The sequence below is a fragment of the Pontivivens nitratireducens genome (assembly GCF_014235845.1).
GTDB classification, from domain to species: domain Bacteria; phylum Pseudomonadota; class Alphaproteobacteria; order Rhodobacterales; family Rhodobacteraceae; genus Pontivivens; species Pontivivens nitratireducens.
The window spans coordinates 91,959-108,517 of the sequence record NZ_JACJUQ010000010.1; the positions used below are offsets into that span (position 1 = coordinate 91,959).

The window sequence follows — 16,559 nt, forward strand, 5'->3', positions numbered from 1 at the left end:
TCGCTTATTGCTCAAGGGGATTGCGCGTCTCGACGCGATGACACGCAACCGGGCGTGGCGCGGTGGCGTGACCTTTGCAATCGTTCTGATCGGACCGATCCTGGCCTTTGCGACCTGGGCCGCGTTCGGTGGTATCGGTTCCAACACCTCCGATCTGCTGCGGTTCGTTCTGACGCTCGATCTGATTTACGTCATCGTGGTGGCCGGTCTGGTGGCGCAGCGCATCGCCCGGATGGTTGCCGCACGGCGGGCTAAATCGGCGGGCTCGCAGCTGCATTCACGCCTGACCACCGTGTTTTCCATCGTGGCCCTGGGCCCGACGATCCTGGTGGCGATCTTCGCCGCGATCACGGTGAATTTCGGGCTGGAGGGCTGGTTTTCCGAGCGGGTTCAGCGGGTCGTCGGCAACAGCTTTGCCGCCGCTCAAGCCTATGAGACAGAGCATCGCAGCAATCTTGCCGCCGATGCGGAATTGCTGGCGTCCTACCTCAACCGCAACAAGGCGCGCTATCCGCTGATAACGCCATCGGAATTGCGTGAATTGCTGTCCGCGGGGCAGGCGCAGATGCAGCGGGAGCTGAGTGAAGCCTACGTGATCGACGGTGCGGCGAAGTTGCAGGCACGTGGAAACCTGTCCTACCTCTTCGGCTATGAACCCCCGTCGCCCGTCCTGATAGATCGGGCGCGGACAACCGGGGAGCCTGTCATCGTCGAGGATTGGGAAGCCTCCGAGTTTCGGGCGCTCGTACATCTTCCGGCCTTTGCGGATCGCTATCTCTACGTCACCCGCAGCGTGGACGGCCAGATTCTGGAACTGCTGGACGAGACGCAATCCACCGTGATGCTCTATCGTCAGTTGGAGCAGGATCGGGGTGAATTGCTGTTTGAATTCGCGCTGATCTATGTGGGATTCGCCCTGATCGTGGTGCTGGCTGCTGTCTGGCTGGCCTTCTGGTTTGCGGATCGGCTGTCGCGCCCGGTGGCCCGACTGGCAGGGGCGGCGGCTCAGGTCGGGTCCGGTAATTTCGACATGCGTGTCAAGGAGGAGCCGGGCGAGGATGAGATTGCCATGCTCGGTCGCGCCTTCAACCGCATGACCGCACAGGTCAAACGCCAGCGCGACGCCCTGCTGGAAGCCGGAGCTGAGAGCGAGCAGGCGCGGCGCTTGTTCGAGACGGTGCTGTCGGGTGTCAGCGCCGGCGTCATGGGTCTGGACCCATCTGGCCGGATCGAGGTCGTCAACACCGCCGCCAGCGAGATTCTGGGCATCGACGCCCAAACCATGCGGGGCAAGATGCTCTCCGATCTGGTGCCGGAATTCGCGCGCCCCCTCGACAAGCTGTTTCGTGAGGAGCGCGAAAGCGTGCAGACGCAACTGCATCTGCAAACACCCAAGCGTGAGGAGGAGCTGCTCGTCCGTATCGCGCGCCACAGGATCGAGGACGATCAGGACGGTTTCGTCGTCACCTTCGACGCCATCACCGATCTGCTGAGTGCCCAGCGCATGGCCGCCTGGGGCGATGTTGCCCGCCGGATCGCGCATGAGATCAAGAACCCCCTCACGCCGATCCAGTTGGCCGCTGAACGGATGAAGCGTAAATACAGCAAGAAGCTGGATGCGGAGGACGCGGACGGGTTGGCCCAGTATTCCGATGTCATTATCCGCCAGACCGGCGACCTGCGCCGGATCGTGGATGAATTCAGCCAATTCGCCAGAATGCCCGAGCCGCGCCGCGCGCCGTGTGATCTGAGCAAGCTGATGCACGATGCCGTGCTGCTGCGCCGCAGCGATGCCTCGCATGTCGAAATCGAGGTCATCGCCCCGCAGGAGCCGGTTGTCGTGTTCGCGGATGAAACCCTGATCGGGCAGGCGCTCAACAACCTTCTGAAGAACGCTGTCGAAGCTATTGATACCAGACGAGAAATCACCGGCTACACCGGCCCCGGTCTGCTGCGCGTCACCCTTGACAAGTCCCCCACGACAGCCACCCTGACGATCGAGGACAACGGCAACGGCTTGCCCGAGGGCAAGACGGACCGCCTTTTCGAGCCATATGTGACGCATCGGGACAAGGGCACGGGTCTGGGCCTGCCGATCGTCAAGAAGATCATCGAGGAGCATGGCGGCATGTTGACCCTGCACCGCGCGAACGATACCGCGCCAGAACCCCAACAGGGCGCACGCGCTGTCATGACCCTTCCGCTGCGTGAGGTGGATGCAACCTCGCCCGATCAACCGACTGAGCCTGACCAATCCAATGAGAGTGAATATGTCTGAGAGTGCAAAATCCGATATTCTGATCGTAGATGACGAGGCGGATATTCGTGAGCTGATCGCCGACATTCTGGAGGATGAGGGGCACGGCACCCGCACCGGCCACGATGCCGACAGTGCAATGGAGCATATGAACACCAAAGCGCCCGATCTGATGATCCTGGATATCTGGCTCAAGGACAGTCGGATGGACGGGATCGAGATCCTCAAGACGGTCAAGCGCGACAATCCCGGTGTGCCGGTCATCATCATCTCGGGCCATGGCAACGTCGAAATCGCGGTCGCTGCCGTCAAGCAGGGCGCTTATGACTTCATCGAGAAGCCGTTCAATATCGACAAACTGCTGATGACCGTGAACCGGGCGTTGGAGACCTCTCGACTGCGCCGCGAAAATGCCAAGCTGCGCGGGCAGGGCGTTCAGGCGTCGGAACTGCTCGGCTGCGGGACTGCCATCCGCACGCTGAAACAACAGCTCGACCGGGTGGCCCGTTCGAACGGACGCGTGCTGCTCTCCGGCCCTCCGGGATCGGGCAAGGACGTGGCCGCACGCTATCTGCACGCGCAATCCGAACGGGCGGACCGGCCCTTCGTGACCGTATCCTCCGCCACGATAGAACCGGATCGGATGGAGGAGGTTCTGTTCGGCGTGCAGCATGAGGGCAGGGCGCACGATCCGGGTCTGTTTGAGCGGGCGCATGGGGGCACGCTGTTCTTCGACGAGGTGGCCGACATGCCGCTGGGCACGCAATCCAAGATCCTGCGGGTGCTGGTCGAACAGGCGTTCACGCGGATCAACGGCTCCGAAACCGTGCGCGTGGATGTGCGCGTCCTGTCCGCCACCAACAAGAATCTTTCGGTGGAGATCGAGCATGGTCGGTTCCGGCAGGATCTGTTCCACCGCCTGAACGTCGTACCGCTGGAGGTCCCCGGACTCGACAGTCGGCGCGAGGACATTCCGGTGCTGGTGGAGCATTTCGTCTCGCAACTGAACATCGAACAGGGACTGCCGCTGCGAAAACTGTCCGACGACGCGGCGGCAATGCTGCAAACGCTGTCCTGGCCCGGCCATGTCCGCCAGTTGCGCAATCTGATCGAACGCATCCTGATCCTCGGCCCCGACCACGGCGACATCACGTCCGCCGAATTGCCGCAGGACACCGATGGTGGGGAGGCGGAGGGACGCGACGCGCTCAGCGCCGCACTGGCCGGGTTGCCGCTGCGCGAGGCGCGGGAAGTCTTTGAGCGTGAATATCTGATCGCCCAGATCAACCGGTTCTCAGGCAATATCTCTCGCACCGCGAATTTCGTGGGGATGGAGCGTTCGGCGCTGCACCGCAAGCTCAAGTCGCTGAACATCGTCACCACGTCGCGCGGCGGTACGCGCATGGCCTCGATTGATGAGGTTGAGGATGACTGATCCGCATATCCCCTTCATGCGACATGGCGTTTCCCAAACGCGCCTTCGCAAACCGATCACGACGCGAGGATATCGCCCATGAAGGTCATCGTATGCGGTGCCGGTCAGGTGGGGTGGCAGATTGCACGCCATCTGGCCTCGGAAAACAATGACGTGACCGTCGTGGACAACAACGCCGCGCTGGTGCGGCGCATCACGGATTCGCTGGATGTCGGGGGGATCACGGGCTTTGCCTCCCATCCCGATGTGCTGGAACGTGCAGGCGCGCGGGACGCGGACATGATCATCGCCGCGACGTTTTCGGATGAGGTGAATATGATCGCCTGCCAGGTCGCGCATTCCGTCTTCACCGTTCCGCGAAAGATCGCGCGGGTTCGGGCGCAAAGCTATCTCGACCCGGAATGGTCCGACATCTACCGGCAGGATCACATGCCGATCGACGTGATAATCTCGCCCGAGAAAGAGGTCGCGGAGGCAGCCTTGCGCCGCCTGTCCGCGCCCGCCGCATTCGAGATCAACGGCTTTCTGGATGACAGCGTGCAATTGCTGGGCCTGACGCTGGGCGCGGATTGCCCGGTTTTGAACACACCCCTGCGCCAGTTGACCGAACTGTTCTCGACCCTGCGCGCCTATGTCGTGGCCATTCGCAGCGAAAACCAGAAACTGCGCATCGCGGACAGCGACGATCAACTGTTTGCAGGCGATCAGATCTATCTGTTCGCGGCGAAGGAGGATGTGGACAGGACGCTGCAAATCTTTGGCAAGCAGGCCTCCGCTGGCAACCGGGCCTTGATCCTGGGGGCGGGCAATGTCGGGCTCGCCGTTGCCAAGGTTCTGGAATCCCAGGGCAAGCGGACGCGGCTCAAGGTGATCGAACGTGACCGCGCCCGCGCGGAATTTGCCGCCGACAGTCTGGAGCGGACGATCGTTCTGCACGGGGACGGTTTGAACAAGGATATTCTGGAGGAAGCCGGCATCGACGCGGTCGGCAGCTTCCTCGCCGTGACAGATGATGACAAGACGAACCTGCTGTCCTGCGCCCGCGCGAAATCGCTGGGCGCGAAGCTGACGGTTTGTCTTATCAACGATCCGTCGCTGGCGCCGCTGATGCGCCCGCTGGGCATTGACGCCTATATCAACCCACGTGGCACCACGGTCAGTTCGATCCTGCGGCACGTACGCCATGGCCGGATTCGCGCCGTCTATTCCGTCGGCGATGCCGAGGCGGAGGTGATCGAGGCGCAGGTTCTGGGCACCTCCGCCATTGCGGGCAAGCGGGTCCGCGACACGCACCTGCCCGAGGGGGCGATCATCGGGGCAATCCAGAAGGGGCGGGAGCTTGTCATACCCCGCGCCGAGACCGTGATTTCCGAAGGGGACAGCGTCACGATATTCTCCATGGCGGAACAGGTGCCGCAGGTGGAGCGGCTGTTCCGCGTTTCGGTCGATTTCTTCTAGGATGACTGGCCCATGATGCCATGGCGGCGGCTGCCCCTGTTTGTCTACTTCCTCGGCGCGTCGGGAATCCTGATGCTGGCGTCCAGCCTGTTTGCCTATCTGCGCGACAACCATGATGTCGCACGTCCATTCTTCTACAGCTTCGTGATGACCATGCTGATGGCGACCCTGTTCGCATTGGCGCTGATGAACCGCAGGCCCCGAATAACGGCCCGCTCGCACCTGCTGACGCTGATGGGCACCTATATCCTGTTGCCGGTCTGGCTGTCGGTGCCGCTGATCGCCGTCGTTCCGACACTGACGCCGGTGGTCGGCTATTTCGAGATGGTTTCGGCGCTTACAACGACCGGGGCGACGGTGTTCGATCTGCCTGAAAAGATCAGCCTGACCGTGCATTTCTATCGCGCGCTGGTCGCGTGGTCCGGCGGATTTCTGATCCTGCTAGCGGCCATGGGCATCATGGCACCGATGAATATCGGCGGGTTCGAGATCAGATCCGTCGTGCTGGGCACCCGTCACGGCAGCGGAACCCCAATCGCCGCGGCGGAGGCATCGTCCCGCCTGATCCGGTGTGCCGAGGTTATCTTGCCTGTCTACATTTCGTTGACCGCGGCGCTGGTCGCGCTGCTGTTGTTGACCGGGCAACCCTTGGTCACTGCCGTGATTACCGCGATGGCGACTGTCTCAACCTCTGGCATTCTGCCGACGACCAGCCTGTCGGCTGCGGGCGGTGGTCTGTTGTCCGAGGTGGTCGTTGCGGTTTTCCTCATTCTCAGTGCGACGGCGATGGTGTACGATCCGCAAAGAAGGCGCGACATGCGTCTGATCGGCAAGGATCCCGAATTGCGGCTCCTCGTCGTGATCTGTGTCGGCCTGCCCGGCGCATTGTTTTTGCGACACTGGATCGGCGCGCTGGAACTGGACGGAGGGCAGGGCGGCTTTACCCTCGCGCTGCATGCCCTGTGGGGGGCGTTCTTTACGGTTTTGTCCTTCGTGACGACCTTTGGCCTCGAAAGCGCCTATTGGGACGATGCGCAGGGCTGGTCGGGATTGCCGACCCCGGGCCTGTTGCTGATGGGTTTGGCGATGCTGGGCGGCGGCGTGGCGACCACGACCGGCGGCGTAAAGCTGCTGCGCATCTACGCGCTGTACAAGCATGGCACGCGTGAGCTTCGCCGCCTTTCCCTGCCGCATTCCGTGGGTGGTTCCGGTCAGACCGCCCGCCGCATTCGGACACAAGGTGCGTTCATCGCCTGGATTTTCCTGATGCTGTTTTTGATGGCGCTGTCGGTGATCCTGCTGGTTCTGACCGGTCTGGGCCTGCCGTTCGAGGAAGCCCTGCGCGCCGGAATCGCGGCGCTGACCAATACCGGCCCGGGTTACCTCGTGCTGCATGAGACCCCGCGACGTTATGCCGATTTCGGGCCGGCCGTGCACATGACCCTGACCGCCGCGATGGTGATCGGGCGGCTGGAAACGCTGGCACTCGTTGCGTTGTTCAATCCGAATTTCTGGCGCAAATAAGCCGCAGATAAGCAATGTCTGGTGATTATTTCGCTGCGGCACTGGAAAACGATCCCGAAGCGGACCAATATCCACAGGTGAAACAAAAAACGAACTGCCGGGATATCGTAATTTCCCGGCCAACTTGGAGTGTGTGACCATGGCCAATGACAAGCAGAACCTGCAAGATGCCTTCCTCAACAATGTACGCAAGTCAAAAATCCCGGTGACGATCTTCCTCGTCAATGGTGTGAAGTTGCAGGGCGTCATCACCTGGTTCGACAATTTCTGCGTCTTGCTGCGCCGTGATGGGCAGAGCCAACTGGTCTATAAACATGCTATCTCGACCATCATGCCCTCGCAGCCGGTCAACCTTTATGAGCCGGAAACCGACTGATCCATGACACGTACCGCTGTACTGCACCCCGACCTGCGTAAGGGGGCCGAACGTCGTGCGCCGGAAAACGCGCTGGCCGAGGCCGTATCGCTTGCCAACGCACTTGCTGGCCTCGAAGTGGTCGAGGGCAAGGTCGTTCCGGTGCCCAAACCACGCGCCGGTTTCCTGTTCGGTTCGGGCAAGACGGAGGAGCTGGCCCAGTGGATCGCGGCGGAGGAGATCGAGTTGGTCGTGATCGACGGACCTGTGACGCCCGTGCAGCAGCGCAATCTTGAAAAGGCGTTCAAGTGCAAGCTGTTGGACCGCACTGGCCTGATCCTCGAAATCTTCGCGGATCGGGCGCAAACCCGTGAGGGTGTCTTGCAGGTCGATCTGGCCGCGCTCGGTTATCAACGCACGCGGCTTGTGCGATCCTGGACCCACCTTGAGCGTCAGCGCGGTGGCCTGGGCTTTGTTGGCGGACCGGGTGAAACCCAGATCGAGGCGGATCGCCGGGCCCTGGACGAACGCATCAACCAGATCCGGCGCGCGCTGGAGAAGGTGGTCAAAACCCGAGGTCTGCACCGCAAGGCACGCGCCAAGGTTCCGTATCCCATCGTCGCTTTGGTCGGATATACCAATGCCGGAAAATCCACGCTCTTTAATACGTTGAGTGGCGCGGACGTGATGGCAAAGGACATGCTGTTCGCGACGCTGGACCCGACCATGCGCTCCATCGAGTTGCCGTCGGGCCAGCAGATTATCCTGTCGGACACCGTGGGGTTCATCTCGGATTTGCCGCCGCAATTGGTCGCGGCGTTTCGCGCCACGCTGGAGGAAGTGCTGGATGCCGATCTGATCCTGCACGTTCGCGACATCTCTCATCCCGAGAGTGAGGCGCAGGCGCAGGACGTTCGCGACATTCTGGAGAGCCTCGGCGTTTCACAGGCACAACGCGACGATATGATCGAGCTGTGGAACAAGGTCGATCTGCTGGACGATGAGGCTGTTTCTGCGGCCGAGCGTGTGGCCGGGCGTCATGCCCGACATCTTGTGATCTCCGCAACCACGGGTCGGAATCTGGATAAGCTGTGTGAACTGATCGACGAAACCGTTCGCGATCCGATCCTGCATGAGACGCTCAACCTGCCGATAAGCGCGGGTGAGGCAACGGCGTGGCTGTATGCTCGAAAGCTCGTCATATCCAGCGATATCAAGGATTTGCGAAATCATCTTAGTGTTGAGTGGACGCATAAGCAGAAAGAGCAGTTCTTCAAATTGCACAGGGCTGCACTTGAGCGAACGGGTTAATTTAACATAATTCAAATTATGCGTATAATTCATGCGATTTGCACTTTCCCATACGCGCGCCTCATCTGACGCGATCAGGCACACCATTCAGGCCTTCGACGCGCCTTGCATATTTGAGAGTTCGACGGTGGTGTAATCCTCACCTGTCCAGACGGGTATTCCCATCGCGCGCAAATCCTCCAGTGCCAGATCGACGGCGGCGTCGGGGCGCGGGTTCGCCTTGCGCAGAACAACCTGAGCGATGCGGCCCGGCCATCTGCTCGCCGCGTCGCGGTAGACTTCGGCATCGTGCTGACCGCTGTCTCCGATTAGAACGAAGCGCAGATGCGGGTGCGCCTCGAACAGGATGTCGATCTGCGCGCCCTTATGTTCGCCATGTGTGCTGCTGACGAATTGCGTGGGTGAGATACCCAGATCACGCAGAAAAAGCGGTCCGCGCACCAGCCCTGCCCGTGTGAACAGCACATTGTCCAGAAACGCGTGCAGGTTCCATGGGCTGGACGAGACGTAGTAAACCGGATTGCGTCCATCGTGCAGACGGTCGATCAGATCGACCGCATCAGTAAAGACCTGCCTTGTCAGCGCCGATCCGGTCAGTGAGGTCCACAGATTGCGCAGCACGGAATAGGCTCCGGTTTGCATCAGGGTGTCGTCGATATCGGAGATCACTCCGTAACGGGCATCAGGATCGGTAAACATCGTGTCCGCCATCACCGCGCTGTCCGCTTGCCCCGGAATGTCGAGCGCGATGGTATGCCATCCCGGCTTCAACGCAGCGCGTGGCAGATCGAGGCGGAAGTACCCCTCCTCATCCGTGCGGACGCTGCGATCCTCGGAAATGGCACGCACCCGGACGCCCGCGACCTCATCGGTCAGGAACAATCCGACCATCTGGCGAAAATTGGTGAACCGTCCGTGCCGGGGATCAGGCGTCGTGCGCCGCAGCCCCGTCAGAACCCGTCCGCGCACCACGACCCCCGTCGAGGTGGCGAAGCCAAGGTAAGGCTCGATCACCGGCGGTTTTTGCGATGTGGACGTAAGGGGATGTGTGATCTTTTCCGCCCAGATGGCCAGACGGTGCAGCGCGCGTTTCAAATTTCGCCTCCGTTCGTTTCGGATTATTTCGTCATCACAGTGATGGTGTGTTTTCCAGCATTGCTCTTACTTTGGCGGCGATACTGTCCTAGATTGCAATGCAACATTCCAGAACTGGTTCATGAAGATGGCAAGAGCGCCCCGCCCCCGTCGCCGTACACGGCCCCGTCCCAGCTTCGCTCAACGCTGGCGCGGCAACTTCCTGACCGGTCTGGTGGTCGTGGCGCCGATGGCCTTGACGATCTGGCTGATCTGGACGGTCATCACTTTCATCGACGCGAAGGTCGTGCCGCTGGTGCCGGGGATGTACAACCCCGCGACGTATCTGGGCAACGACGTGCCGGGTTTCGGTGTCATCATCTTTTTGCTGTTCACCGCAGTCATCGGCTATCTGACCAAGGGGCTGGTCGGGCGATCCGTGCTGCGTTGGGGGGAAAATCTGGTGGAGCGGATGCCCGTCGTCGGCGGCATCTACAATGGTATCAAGCAAATCGCGGAGACGATCCTGAGCCAGTCTGGCAACTCATTCAAGCAAGCCTGTCTGATCGAATATCCGCGCAAGGGGATCTGGGCCGTGGCCTTCGTCTCGACCGAGACCAAGGGCGAGGTCATGGAACGCCTGCCCGACGAAGCGTTGATCTCGGTCTTTCTGCCCACCACACCGAATCCGACCAGCGGTTTCCTGTTGTTCGTGCCCCGCAAGGAAATGGTGGTGTTGGATATGGATGTCGAGGATGCGGCGAAGCTGATCATCTCCGCCGGGTTGGTCACGCCACCTACCGCAGCGGAAAAGGCAGCTGGCGTGCGGGTCGCCAATCGCAGGGGTGAACCGGCCAGGCGGATGGCCTGACCGGAATATCGTCGGGCGTCACTCCGCCTCGGACCACCAGACATCCGGCATGAAGCCGATCCAGTAGCCATAGATCGGCAGGTTGTCCGCAGGATAGTGCAGCTCCGCCTTGTGGGCGACGCGCACCAGCGGCGAATACCAGAACGGGATCGCGTAGCGCCCCGTTGTCAGCACCCGGTCGAGCGCCCGCACTGCGGATACGAAATCCTCACGCCCGTCGGATGCCAGGATCGCGTCGATCATCGCGTCCACGGCTGGGCTGTCGATTCCGGCATAGTTCCGCGTGCCCTCCTCGCGCAGTCCATCCGAGCCCCAGTAATTGAACTGCTCGGTTCCCGGCGACAGGGACAGACCCCAAGTATGCGCGATCATGTCATAGTCGTAGGTGTTCAGTCGCTCTGTATATTGTGCGGAATCCACCAGCGACAGTTCCATCGTGATGCCCAGACGCTGCAAAGCCTCGGCAAAGATGCCGGTAACAGCCTCGTTGGCGGAGGAGGATAGCAGCATCTCAAACACGAAGGGCTGACCCTCCGCATTGCGCAGAATGCCGTCCTGCAGCATCCAGCCGGCCTGCTCAAGCAAGTTTTGCGCGGTCCGCAGATTGCGCCGGTTGCGCAGATCGTCTGTCCCCACGGGCAGGCTGTAATCGCTCAGCACATCCGGGGGCAAGTCGTCGAGGAACGGCGTCAGAAGCGCGACTTCGCGCGGGCCGGCCTCCCCCTCGAACCCCAGAAGGGAATTGTCGAAATAGCTTTGGATACGCCCCGGCACACCCGCGTTCAGACGCTGGTTGATGAACTCGAAATTGAACGCGTGCAGCAAGGCATCGCGCACGCGGATGTCCGAAAAGAAAGGCGACCGGGTGTTGAAGACCAGACCGGACATGCCTGCGGGGCGTTCGTGGGTGACCTCGGATTGCACGATCTCGCCCCGCTCCACCGCCGGGAAATCGTATTGTTCGACCCACTTCGCCTCATCATATTCGACATAATACGAGGTTTCGCCAGAGGTGAATGCCTGCCAGACGGCCTCCTCATCGCCGAAGAACTCATAGCGGATCGCGTCCAGATTATGGCGCCCCACGTTAAACCCCAGATCGGCGCCCCAATAATCGGGGTCCCGGTCAAACTGGATGAAGCGGCCGGTGTCGAATTCGCCGATCGTGTAGGGACCGGACCCGATGAACGGACGCAGGGAGCTTTCGGTGAAATCCAACCCATCCCAATCCGCCTTCTTCAGCACGGGACGCAGGCCCAGGATCAGGGGCAGCTCGCGGCTTTCCCCGGTCAGGTTGAACCGGACGGAGCGTTCGCCGGTTTGTTCGGAGCTAACCACGCCGTCCCAGGCCGCGCGGTAGCGGGCATGCCCCTGCTCGCCCATGACCTCGAACGACCACAGGACATCCTCGACCGTGACCGGCGTTCCGTCCGAGAATCGGGCTGCGGGATTGAGGTGGAATTCGACCCATGTGCGGTCCTCCGCTACCTCAACCGATTCGGCCAGCAACCCGTACAGGGTGAACGGTTCATCATAACTTCTACCCAAAAGCGATTCCGCCACGTGGGCGCGGGCCCCATAAGGCGCGCTGCCTTTCTGAATGAAGGGGTTGAGGCTGTCGAAGGATCCCCTGGCCCCCTCGACGATGATTCCGCCATGCGGTGCTTCGGGGTTCACATAGGGCAAATGCGCAAAATCTGGTGGCAAAGCAGGCTCACCGTACATAGCGATGCCGTGTTGAGGCTCGGCCATGGCTGTGCTCGCGGTCAAAAGGACCCCTGCGACAACTGAACTTAAACGTGACATATCTGCACCATTTACCTGTTTCTTATGGGTTAATTCAGATCATCCTACCCGGCCAGATACCACCCCACAAAAAATTATCTTTGTCACGGGCGATCGGGATCCCTATATTAAGGGCACTGCTCGATAGGTTTCTTGCCTGTATGAAACCTGCCTCAACACTTGCCCCCTCGCTTGCGAGGGGGTTTTTTTTGGTCCGGCGGTCCGGGACAGCTTATTCCCACATTCGCGTTCGATTTGGCAGCGGGCGTGCCCGCAGTCCCAAGCGCAAAATTACCGTCGCAAGGTGGTCTTCGCGTTTGCAGCATATACATAAAGAACCAGCATTCATTTCAGAGGAACCAGCCCATGTCCGTCAAAGACAAAGTCGCTATCGTCACCGGCTCCAATTCCGGCATTGGATTGGGCATAGCGGAGGAACTGGCCCGTCTGGGCGCGCGTGTTGTCCTCAACTCCTTTACCGACAGTGAAGAAGATCACGCCCTGGCCGAGAGGATCGGTGCGGAGCACGGCACCGACGTGATCTACATTTCCGCCGATATGTCGGATGGTGAAGCCTGCCGCAATCTGGTTGAGAAAGCCGCCGAGCATTTCGGTCATGTGGACATCCTGATCAACAATGCCGGCATTCAGCACGTCGCGGGCATCGACGAATTTCCCGTGGCAAAATGGGATGCGATCATTGCCATCAACCTGTCCAGCTCGTTCCACACGACCGCGACTGCATTGCCATTGATGCGCAAGCAGGGATGGGGCCGCGTGGTCAATATCGCATCCGCGCACGGTCTGACCGCTTCGCCCTACAAGTCTGCATATGTGGCGGCAAAGCACGGTGTCGTCGGCTTGACCAAGGTGACGGCGCTGGAAACCGCGCAGGAGCCGATCACCGCGAATGCCATTTGTCCCGGCTATGTCATGACGCCGCTGGTCGAAAAGCAAATCCCCGAGACAATGGAGAAATACGGCATGGACCGCGATACCGCGATCAAGGAGGTCCTGCTGGACCGCCAGCCGTCCAAGGAGTTCGCCACCGTCGGCCAGATCGGCGGGACGGTCGCGTTCCTGTGCTCGGACGCGGCGGAGCAGATCACCGGCACCACGATCAGCGTCGATGGTGGCTGGACTGCGCTCTGATCGCTGAGGCATCGCCGGGGGCAGCGGCCTCCGGCGGGGATATTTGAAGACAGAAGAAAGCGGGCCGCGATGGTCAAGACAATCAACATGGCCTTGCAGGGTGGCGGGGCACACGGCGCGCTGACATGGGGCGTTCTGGACCGCCTGCTCGAAGAAGAGCGGTTGGAGATCGAGGGCATCACCGCCACCTCCGCCGGTGCGATGAACGCGGCCGCGCTGAAATGCGGCTGGGTCGAGGATGGACGCGATGGCGCGCGCAAGCATCTGTCGACGTTCTGGAATGCGGTTGCGAAGCGCAGCCCGTCCTCCCACCCCATAAACAAGTGGTTGCAGGTCGTGAACCCGGCTCTGGGTATGGCGTTGACCGCATTCGAATCCGGGCCCGGATATTTCGCCGGTGAGACGATGACCCGGATCTTTTCCCCGTATGATTTCAACCCACTGAACTACCACCCCTTGCGCGATCTGATAGGGGATCTGGACTTCGCCACGATGGATGAACCGGTGGGGCCCAAGCTGTTCATCTGCGCCACGAATGTGCGCAGCGGCAAGATCAAGGTGTTTGAGAGGGAGGAGATCACGACCGATGCCATCCTCGCCTCCGCCTGTCTGCCAACGTTGTTTCAGGCGATCGAAATCGACGGTGAGGCCTATTGGGACGGCGGTTATACTGGCAATCCGGCGCTGTTCCCGCTGTTTTACGAGACGAATTCGCGCGATATCGTCATCGTTCATATCAACCCGATCGAGCGAGAGGAGGTGCCGGTGCGGGCCTCCGACATTCTGAACCGGATCAACGAGATCTCGTTCAATTCCTCGTTGCTGCGGGAACTGCGCAATATCGAGTTGATCAAGAGGTTGATCGAGGGCGGAACCCTGACAGGAACGCGGTACAAGGACCTTCTGATCCATTCGATCCGCGATGACGACACCATGTCCGACATGGGCATCGCGTCGAAGCTGCAACCCAGTATGCGTGTGCTGCAAAATCTGCACGACAAGGGTTATGCCGCTGCGGATACGTTCCTTCAGGAAAACTGGGGTAATCTGGGCGAACGGTCCAGTGTCGATCTGCGCGCCATGTTCGAATGATCGGGTGAGCCGTAGGCGTGCCGTGCCATCGCCGGGGCTTGGCACGAAAGGCGATGGACGGGCCGGGCGTGACATGGGATGAGGTGACATGCTCTCGATCCACCAAGACACCCCGCCCCCCTGCCCCGACCGGTTCAACATGGCTGAATACGTCATGCAGGCAGGTCGCTCCACCCCGCAGCGCACCGCACTGGAGGTGATCGGTTCCCCCGTTGAGGTGCTGGAACGGTGGAGCTTCGCGCAACTCGATGCGACCATCGCCGCCGTTGCGGGAGGGCTGGCCGCACAGGGGTTGCAACCGGGGCAGCGGGTCGGGCTGCGGCTGGGCAATACGATGGATTTCCCGCTGGTCTTCTTCGGGGCGCAGCGGTTGGGAGCGGTTCCGATCGCGATCTCCTCGCAGCTTGGCGTGAAGGAACTGGGGCCTCTGCTCGCCCTGACCCGCCCCGACATGATCGTTCGCGATCCCGCACTGGACCTGCCGCAGACGGATGCGGTGGTGGTGGAGGATCTGGCGGCATTGCGCGATCACGCGCCCGCCCCCCTGTTCGATACGGCAGCGGACGATCCCGCCTATATCGTGTTTACCTCCGGCTCCTCCGGCACGGCGAAGGCTGTGGTTCATGCACATCGTGCGGCACATGCCCGGCGGATGATGTGGCCCGGTTGGTATGAGTTGGAGGCCATGGACAGGGTGCTGCACGCCGGCGCATTCAACTGGACATTTACCCTCGGCACCGGATTGACGGATCCGTGGGCAGCCGGTGCACAGGCCCTGATCCATGTCGGAGAGGCCGGTTCGGACACGCATCGCGCGCTGATCGCCGCACACCGGCCCACACTCTTTGCCGCCGTTCCGGGCATCTTCCGTCGCATTCTGAAATCGGATGCCGATCTGAAGTCAGCCTTTCAGGGCCTGCGTCATGCCCTGTGCGCCGGTGAGACATTGCCCGCGTCCCTGCGAGCGGAGTGGCGGGACCGCACGGGGACGGAGCTTCACGAGGCGTTCGGAATGTCGGAGATCTCGACCTTTATCTCGTCCTCTCCCTCTCACCCCGCGCCGGTGGGCACGATAGGTTGGGTGCAGGACGGCCGGCAGGTCGCGGTTTTGGGTGCGGATCAGCCCGTGCCGCGCGGCACGCCGGGGGAATTGTCGGTGCATCGCAGTGAACCCGGCCTGATGCTGGGCTATCTGAACGGGGAGCCTCTGCCAGAATGGTTTCGCACCGGCGATCAAGTGGTGATGGAGGAGTCCGGCGCTGTGCGGTATCTGGGTCGGCTCGACGATCTGATGACGGCGAACGGCTATCGTGTCTCACCGTTGGAGGTGGAGGCCGCAATGCTCACCTGCACCGGCGTGCGTGAGGTCGGCGTTTGCGAAGTCTCTCCCAAGCCGGGGGTGCGGATCATTGCGGCCTTCTATACCGGGGACGCCAACCCGGCAGAGGTGATGGCCGAATTGGCCGGATCACTTGCAACGTACAAGATGCCGAAACATATCCAGCCTATTCCCGACCTGCCGCGCGGCCCCACGGGCAAGGTCAAGAGATCCGCCCTGCCCGACCTCTACATCGCCGAGGAGCGTTCATGACCCGTCTCGAAATCATCTCAGATCCGATCTGGCCCTGGTGCTATATCGGGAAATCCAAGCTGGAAAAGGCGCTGGCCAGCGCCGGAAACCCCTTCGACATCGCATGGCGACCATTCCAGTTGAACCCCGACATGCCGCCCGAAGGCATGGATCGCCGCACCTATCTGGAAAGCAAGTTCGGCAAGGATCGTGCGACGGATGTCTATGCACAGATCGAGAAGGCAGCCACGAATGCCGGGCTGGAGGTCGATTTCAGCCGGATGAAACGCACGCCTAGTACGGTGGACGCGCACCGGGTGATCCGTTGGGCCAAGACGTCGGACCATCAGGGCGATCTGGTTTCTGCTCTGTTTGAGCGGTACTTCAAATTGGGCGAGGACATTTCCGATCACGCCGTATTGGTGGACGCGGCGCGTCAGGTTGGCATGGATGGCGACGTCGTGGGACGCTTGCTTGAGGGCGACGCGGACCGTGAGGAGGTCCTGCGTGAGGATCGTGAGGCGCGCGAAATGGGCGTCAGCGGTGTACCGACATTCCTGATCGGCGGCACATATGTGGTTCAGGGCGCGCAGGACACCGCCACGTGGGAGAAGATCATTGCGGATCTGACTGCCGCCGCCGCCCAGATGGGCGGATAAACGAAAAAGGGCGCCC

At 61.2% G+C, this 16,559-nt stretch carries 13 protein-coding genes; 11 read left to right on the plus strand and 2 right to left on the minus strand.

The features are described from left to right. Positions 1-37 precede the first annotated feature (37 nt). The 6 genes from H1S03_RS12070 to hflX all read left to right on the plus strand — a co-directional run bounded on the left by H1S03_RS12070 (position 38) and on the right by hflX (position 8,340). A complete protein-coding gene (locus tag H1S03_RS12070) occupies positions 38-2,278 on the plus strand; it encodes a sensor histidine kinase NtrY-like (RefSeq protein WP_185804677.1) in 2,241 nt (746 codons plus the stop codon). After that, positions 2,271-3,692 (plus strand): nitrogen assimilation response regulator NtrX, encoded by a 1,422-nt coding sequence (gene ntrX, locus H1S03_RS12075; RefSeq protein ID WP_185804678.1) that lies wholly within the window; start codon positions 2,271-2,273, stop codon positions 3,690-3,692. Before H1S03_RS12070 ends, ntrX begins: the two co-directional genes overlap by 8 nt. Before the next feature lie 78 nt (positions 3,693-3,770). Further along, positions 3,771-5,150 carry a Trk system potassium transporter TrkA gene (gene trkA / locus H1S03_RS12080; RefSeq protein ID WP_185804679.1) on the plus strand — a complete coding sequence of 460 codons (1,380 nt, stop codon included), beginning with the start codon at positions 3,771-3,773 and terminating at the stop codon, positions 5,148-5,150. A gap of 12 nt (positions 5,151-5,162) precedes the next feature. Beyond that, complete coding sequence (locus tag H1S03_RS12085; RefSeq protein ID WP_185804680.1) at positions 5,163-6,674, plus strand: potassium transporter TrkG; 1,512 nt, start codon at positions 5,163-5,165, stop codon at positions 6,672-6,674. Positions 6,675-6,813: 139 nt separating this feature from the next. Beyond that, positions 6,814-7,050 carry an RNA chaperone Hfq gene (gene hfq, locus H1S03_RS12090; protein ID WP_166191392.1) on the plus strand — a complete coding sequence of 79 codons (237 nt, stop codon included), beginning with the start codon at positions 6,814-6,816 and terminating at the stop codon, positions 7,048-7,050. 3 nt (positions 7,051-7,053) lie between these two features. Next, positions 7,054-8,340, plus strand: coding sequence for a GTPase HflX (gene hflX / locus H1S03_RS12095; RefSeq protein WP_185804681.1), 1,287 nt, complete (start codon positions 7,054-7,056; stop codon positions 8,338-8,340). Between the two features lie 87 nt (positions 8,341-8,427). On the opposite strand, the gene H1S03_RS12100 is transcribed toward hflX, so the two are convergent. Further along, entirely contained in the window at positions 8,428-9,435 is a 1,008-nt protein-coding gene (locus H1S03_RS12100) for an App1 family protein phosphatidate phosphatase (protein WP_185804682.1), read from the minus strand. Positions 9,436-9,556: 121 nt separating this feature from the next. Here H1S03_RS12100 and H1S03_RS12105 point away from each other — a divergent pair, with 121 nt between their 5' ends. After that, the gene (locus H1S03_RS12105) at positions 9,557-10,285 is read left to right on the plus strand and encodes a DUF502 domain-containing protein (protein ID WP_430700909.1); all 729 of its coding nucleotides are present in this window, start codon (positions 9,557-9,559) and stop codon (positions 10,283-10,285) included. An 18-nt stretch (positions 10,286-10,303) separates the two neighbouring features. On the opposite strand, the gene H1S03_RS12110 is transcribed toward H1S03_RS12105, so the two are convergent. Continuing rightward, the gene (locus H1S03_RS12110; RefSeq protein ID WP_249777900.1) at positions 10,304-12,037 is read right to left on the minus strand and encodes an extracellular solute-binding protein; all 1,734 of its coding nucleotides are present in this window, start codon (positions 12,035-12,037) and stop codon (positions 10,304-10,306) included. A 399-nt stretch (positions 12,038-12,436) separates the two neighbouring features. Here H1S03_RS12110 and H1S03_RS12115 point away from each other — a divergent pair, with 399 nt between their 5' ends. From H1S03_RS12115 to H1S03_RS12130, 4 genes are all read left to right on the plus strand, one after another. Beyond that, positions 12,437-13,222, plus strand: a complete 786-nt coding sequence (locus H1S03_RS12115) for a 3-hydroxybutyrate dehydrogenase (RefSeq protein WP_185804684.1) — start codon at positions 12,437-12,439, stop codon at positions 13,220-13,222. A 69-nt stretch (positions 13,223-13,291) separates the two neighbouring features. Next, complete coding sequence (locus H1S03_RS12120; RefSeq protein ID WP_185804685.1) at positions 13,292-14,314, plus strand: patatin-like phospholipase family protein; 1,023 nt, start codon at positions 13,292-13,294, stop codon at positions 14,312-14,314. An 88-nt stretch (positions 14,315-14,402) separates the two neighbouring features. Beyond that, positions 14,403-15,905: a class I adenylate-forming enzyme family protein gene (locus H1S03_RS12125; protein WP_185804686.1), complete on the plus strand. Its 1,503-nt coding sequence runs from the start codon at positions 14,403-14,405 to the stop codon at positions 15,903-15,905. Next, positions 15,902-16,543 (plus strand): DsbA family oxidoreductase, encoded by a 642-nt coding sequence (locus tag H1S03_RS12130; RefSeq protein WP_185804687.1) that lies wholly within the window; start codon positions 15,902-15,904, stop codon positions 16,541-16,543. Before H1S03_RS12125 ends, H1S03_RS12130 begins: the two co-directional genes overlap by 4 nt. Positions 16,544-16,559 lie beyond the last annotated feature (16 nt).

Coding starts and splice junctions, on each gene's coding strand:
- H1S03_RS12070 (WP_185804677.1), top strand. CDS start 38: ATGACACGCAACCGGGCGTGGCGCGGTGGCGTGACCTTTGCAATCGTT.
- ntrX (WP_185804678.1), top strand. CDS start 2,271: ATGTCTGAGAGTGCAAAATCCGATATTCTGATCGTAGATGACGAGGCG.
- trkA (WP_185804679.1), top strand. CDS start 3,771: ATGAAGGTCATCGTATGCGGTGCCGGTCAGGTGGGGTGGCAGATTGCA.
- H1S03_RS12085 (WP_185804680.1), top strand. CDS start 5,163: ATGATGCCATGGCGGCGGCTGCCCCTGTTTGTCTACTTCCTCGGCGCG.
- hfq (WP_166191392.1), top strand. CDS start 6,814: ATGGCCAATGACAAGCAGAACCTGCAAGATGCCTTCCTCAACAATGTA.
- hflX (WP_185804681.1), top strand. CDS start 7,054: ATGACACGTACCGCTGTACTGCACCCCGACCTGCGTAAGGGGGCCGAA.
- H1S03_RS12105 (WP_430700909.1), top strand. CDS start 9,557: ATGAAGATGGCAAGAGCGCCCCGCCCCCGTCGCCGTACACGGCCCCGT.
- H1S03_RS12110 (WP_249777900.1), bottom strand. CDS start 12,037: ATGGCCGAGCCTCAACACGGCATCGCTATGTACGGTGAGCCTGCTTTG.
- H1S03_RS12115 (WP_185804684.1), top strand. CDS start 12,437: ATGTCCGTCAAAGACAAAGTCGCTATCGTCACCGGCTCCAATTCCGGC.
- H1S03_RS12120 (WP_185804685.1), top strand. CDS start 13,292: ATGGTCAAGACAATCAACATGGCCTTGCAGGGTGGCGGGGCACACGGC.
- H1S03_RS12125 (WP_185804686.1), top strand. CDS start 14,403: ATGCTCTCGATCCACCAAGACACCCCGCCCCCCTGCCCCGACCGGTTC.
- H1S03_RS12130 (WP_185804687.1), top strand. CDS start 15,902: ATGACCCGTCTCGAAATCATCTCAGATCCGATCTGGCCCTGGTGCTAT.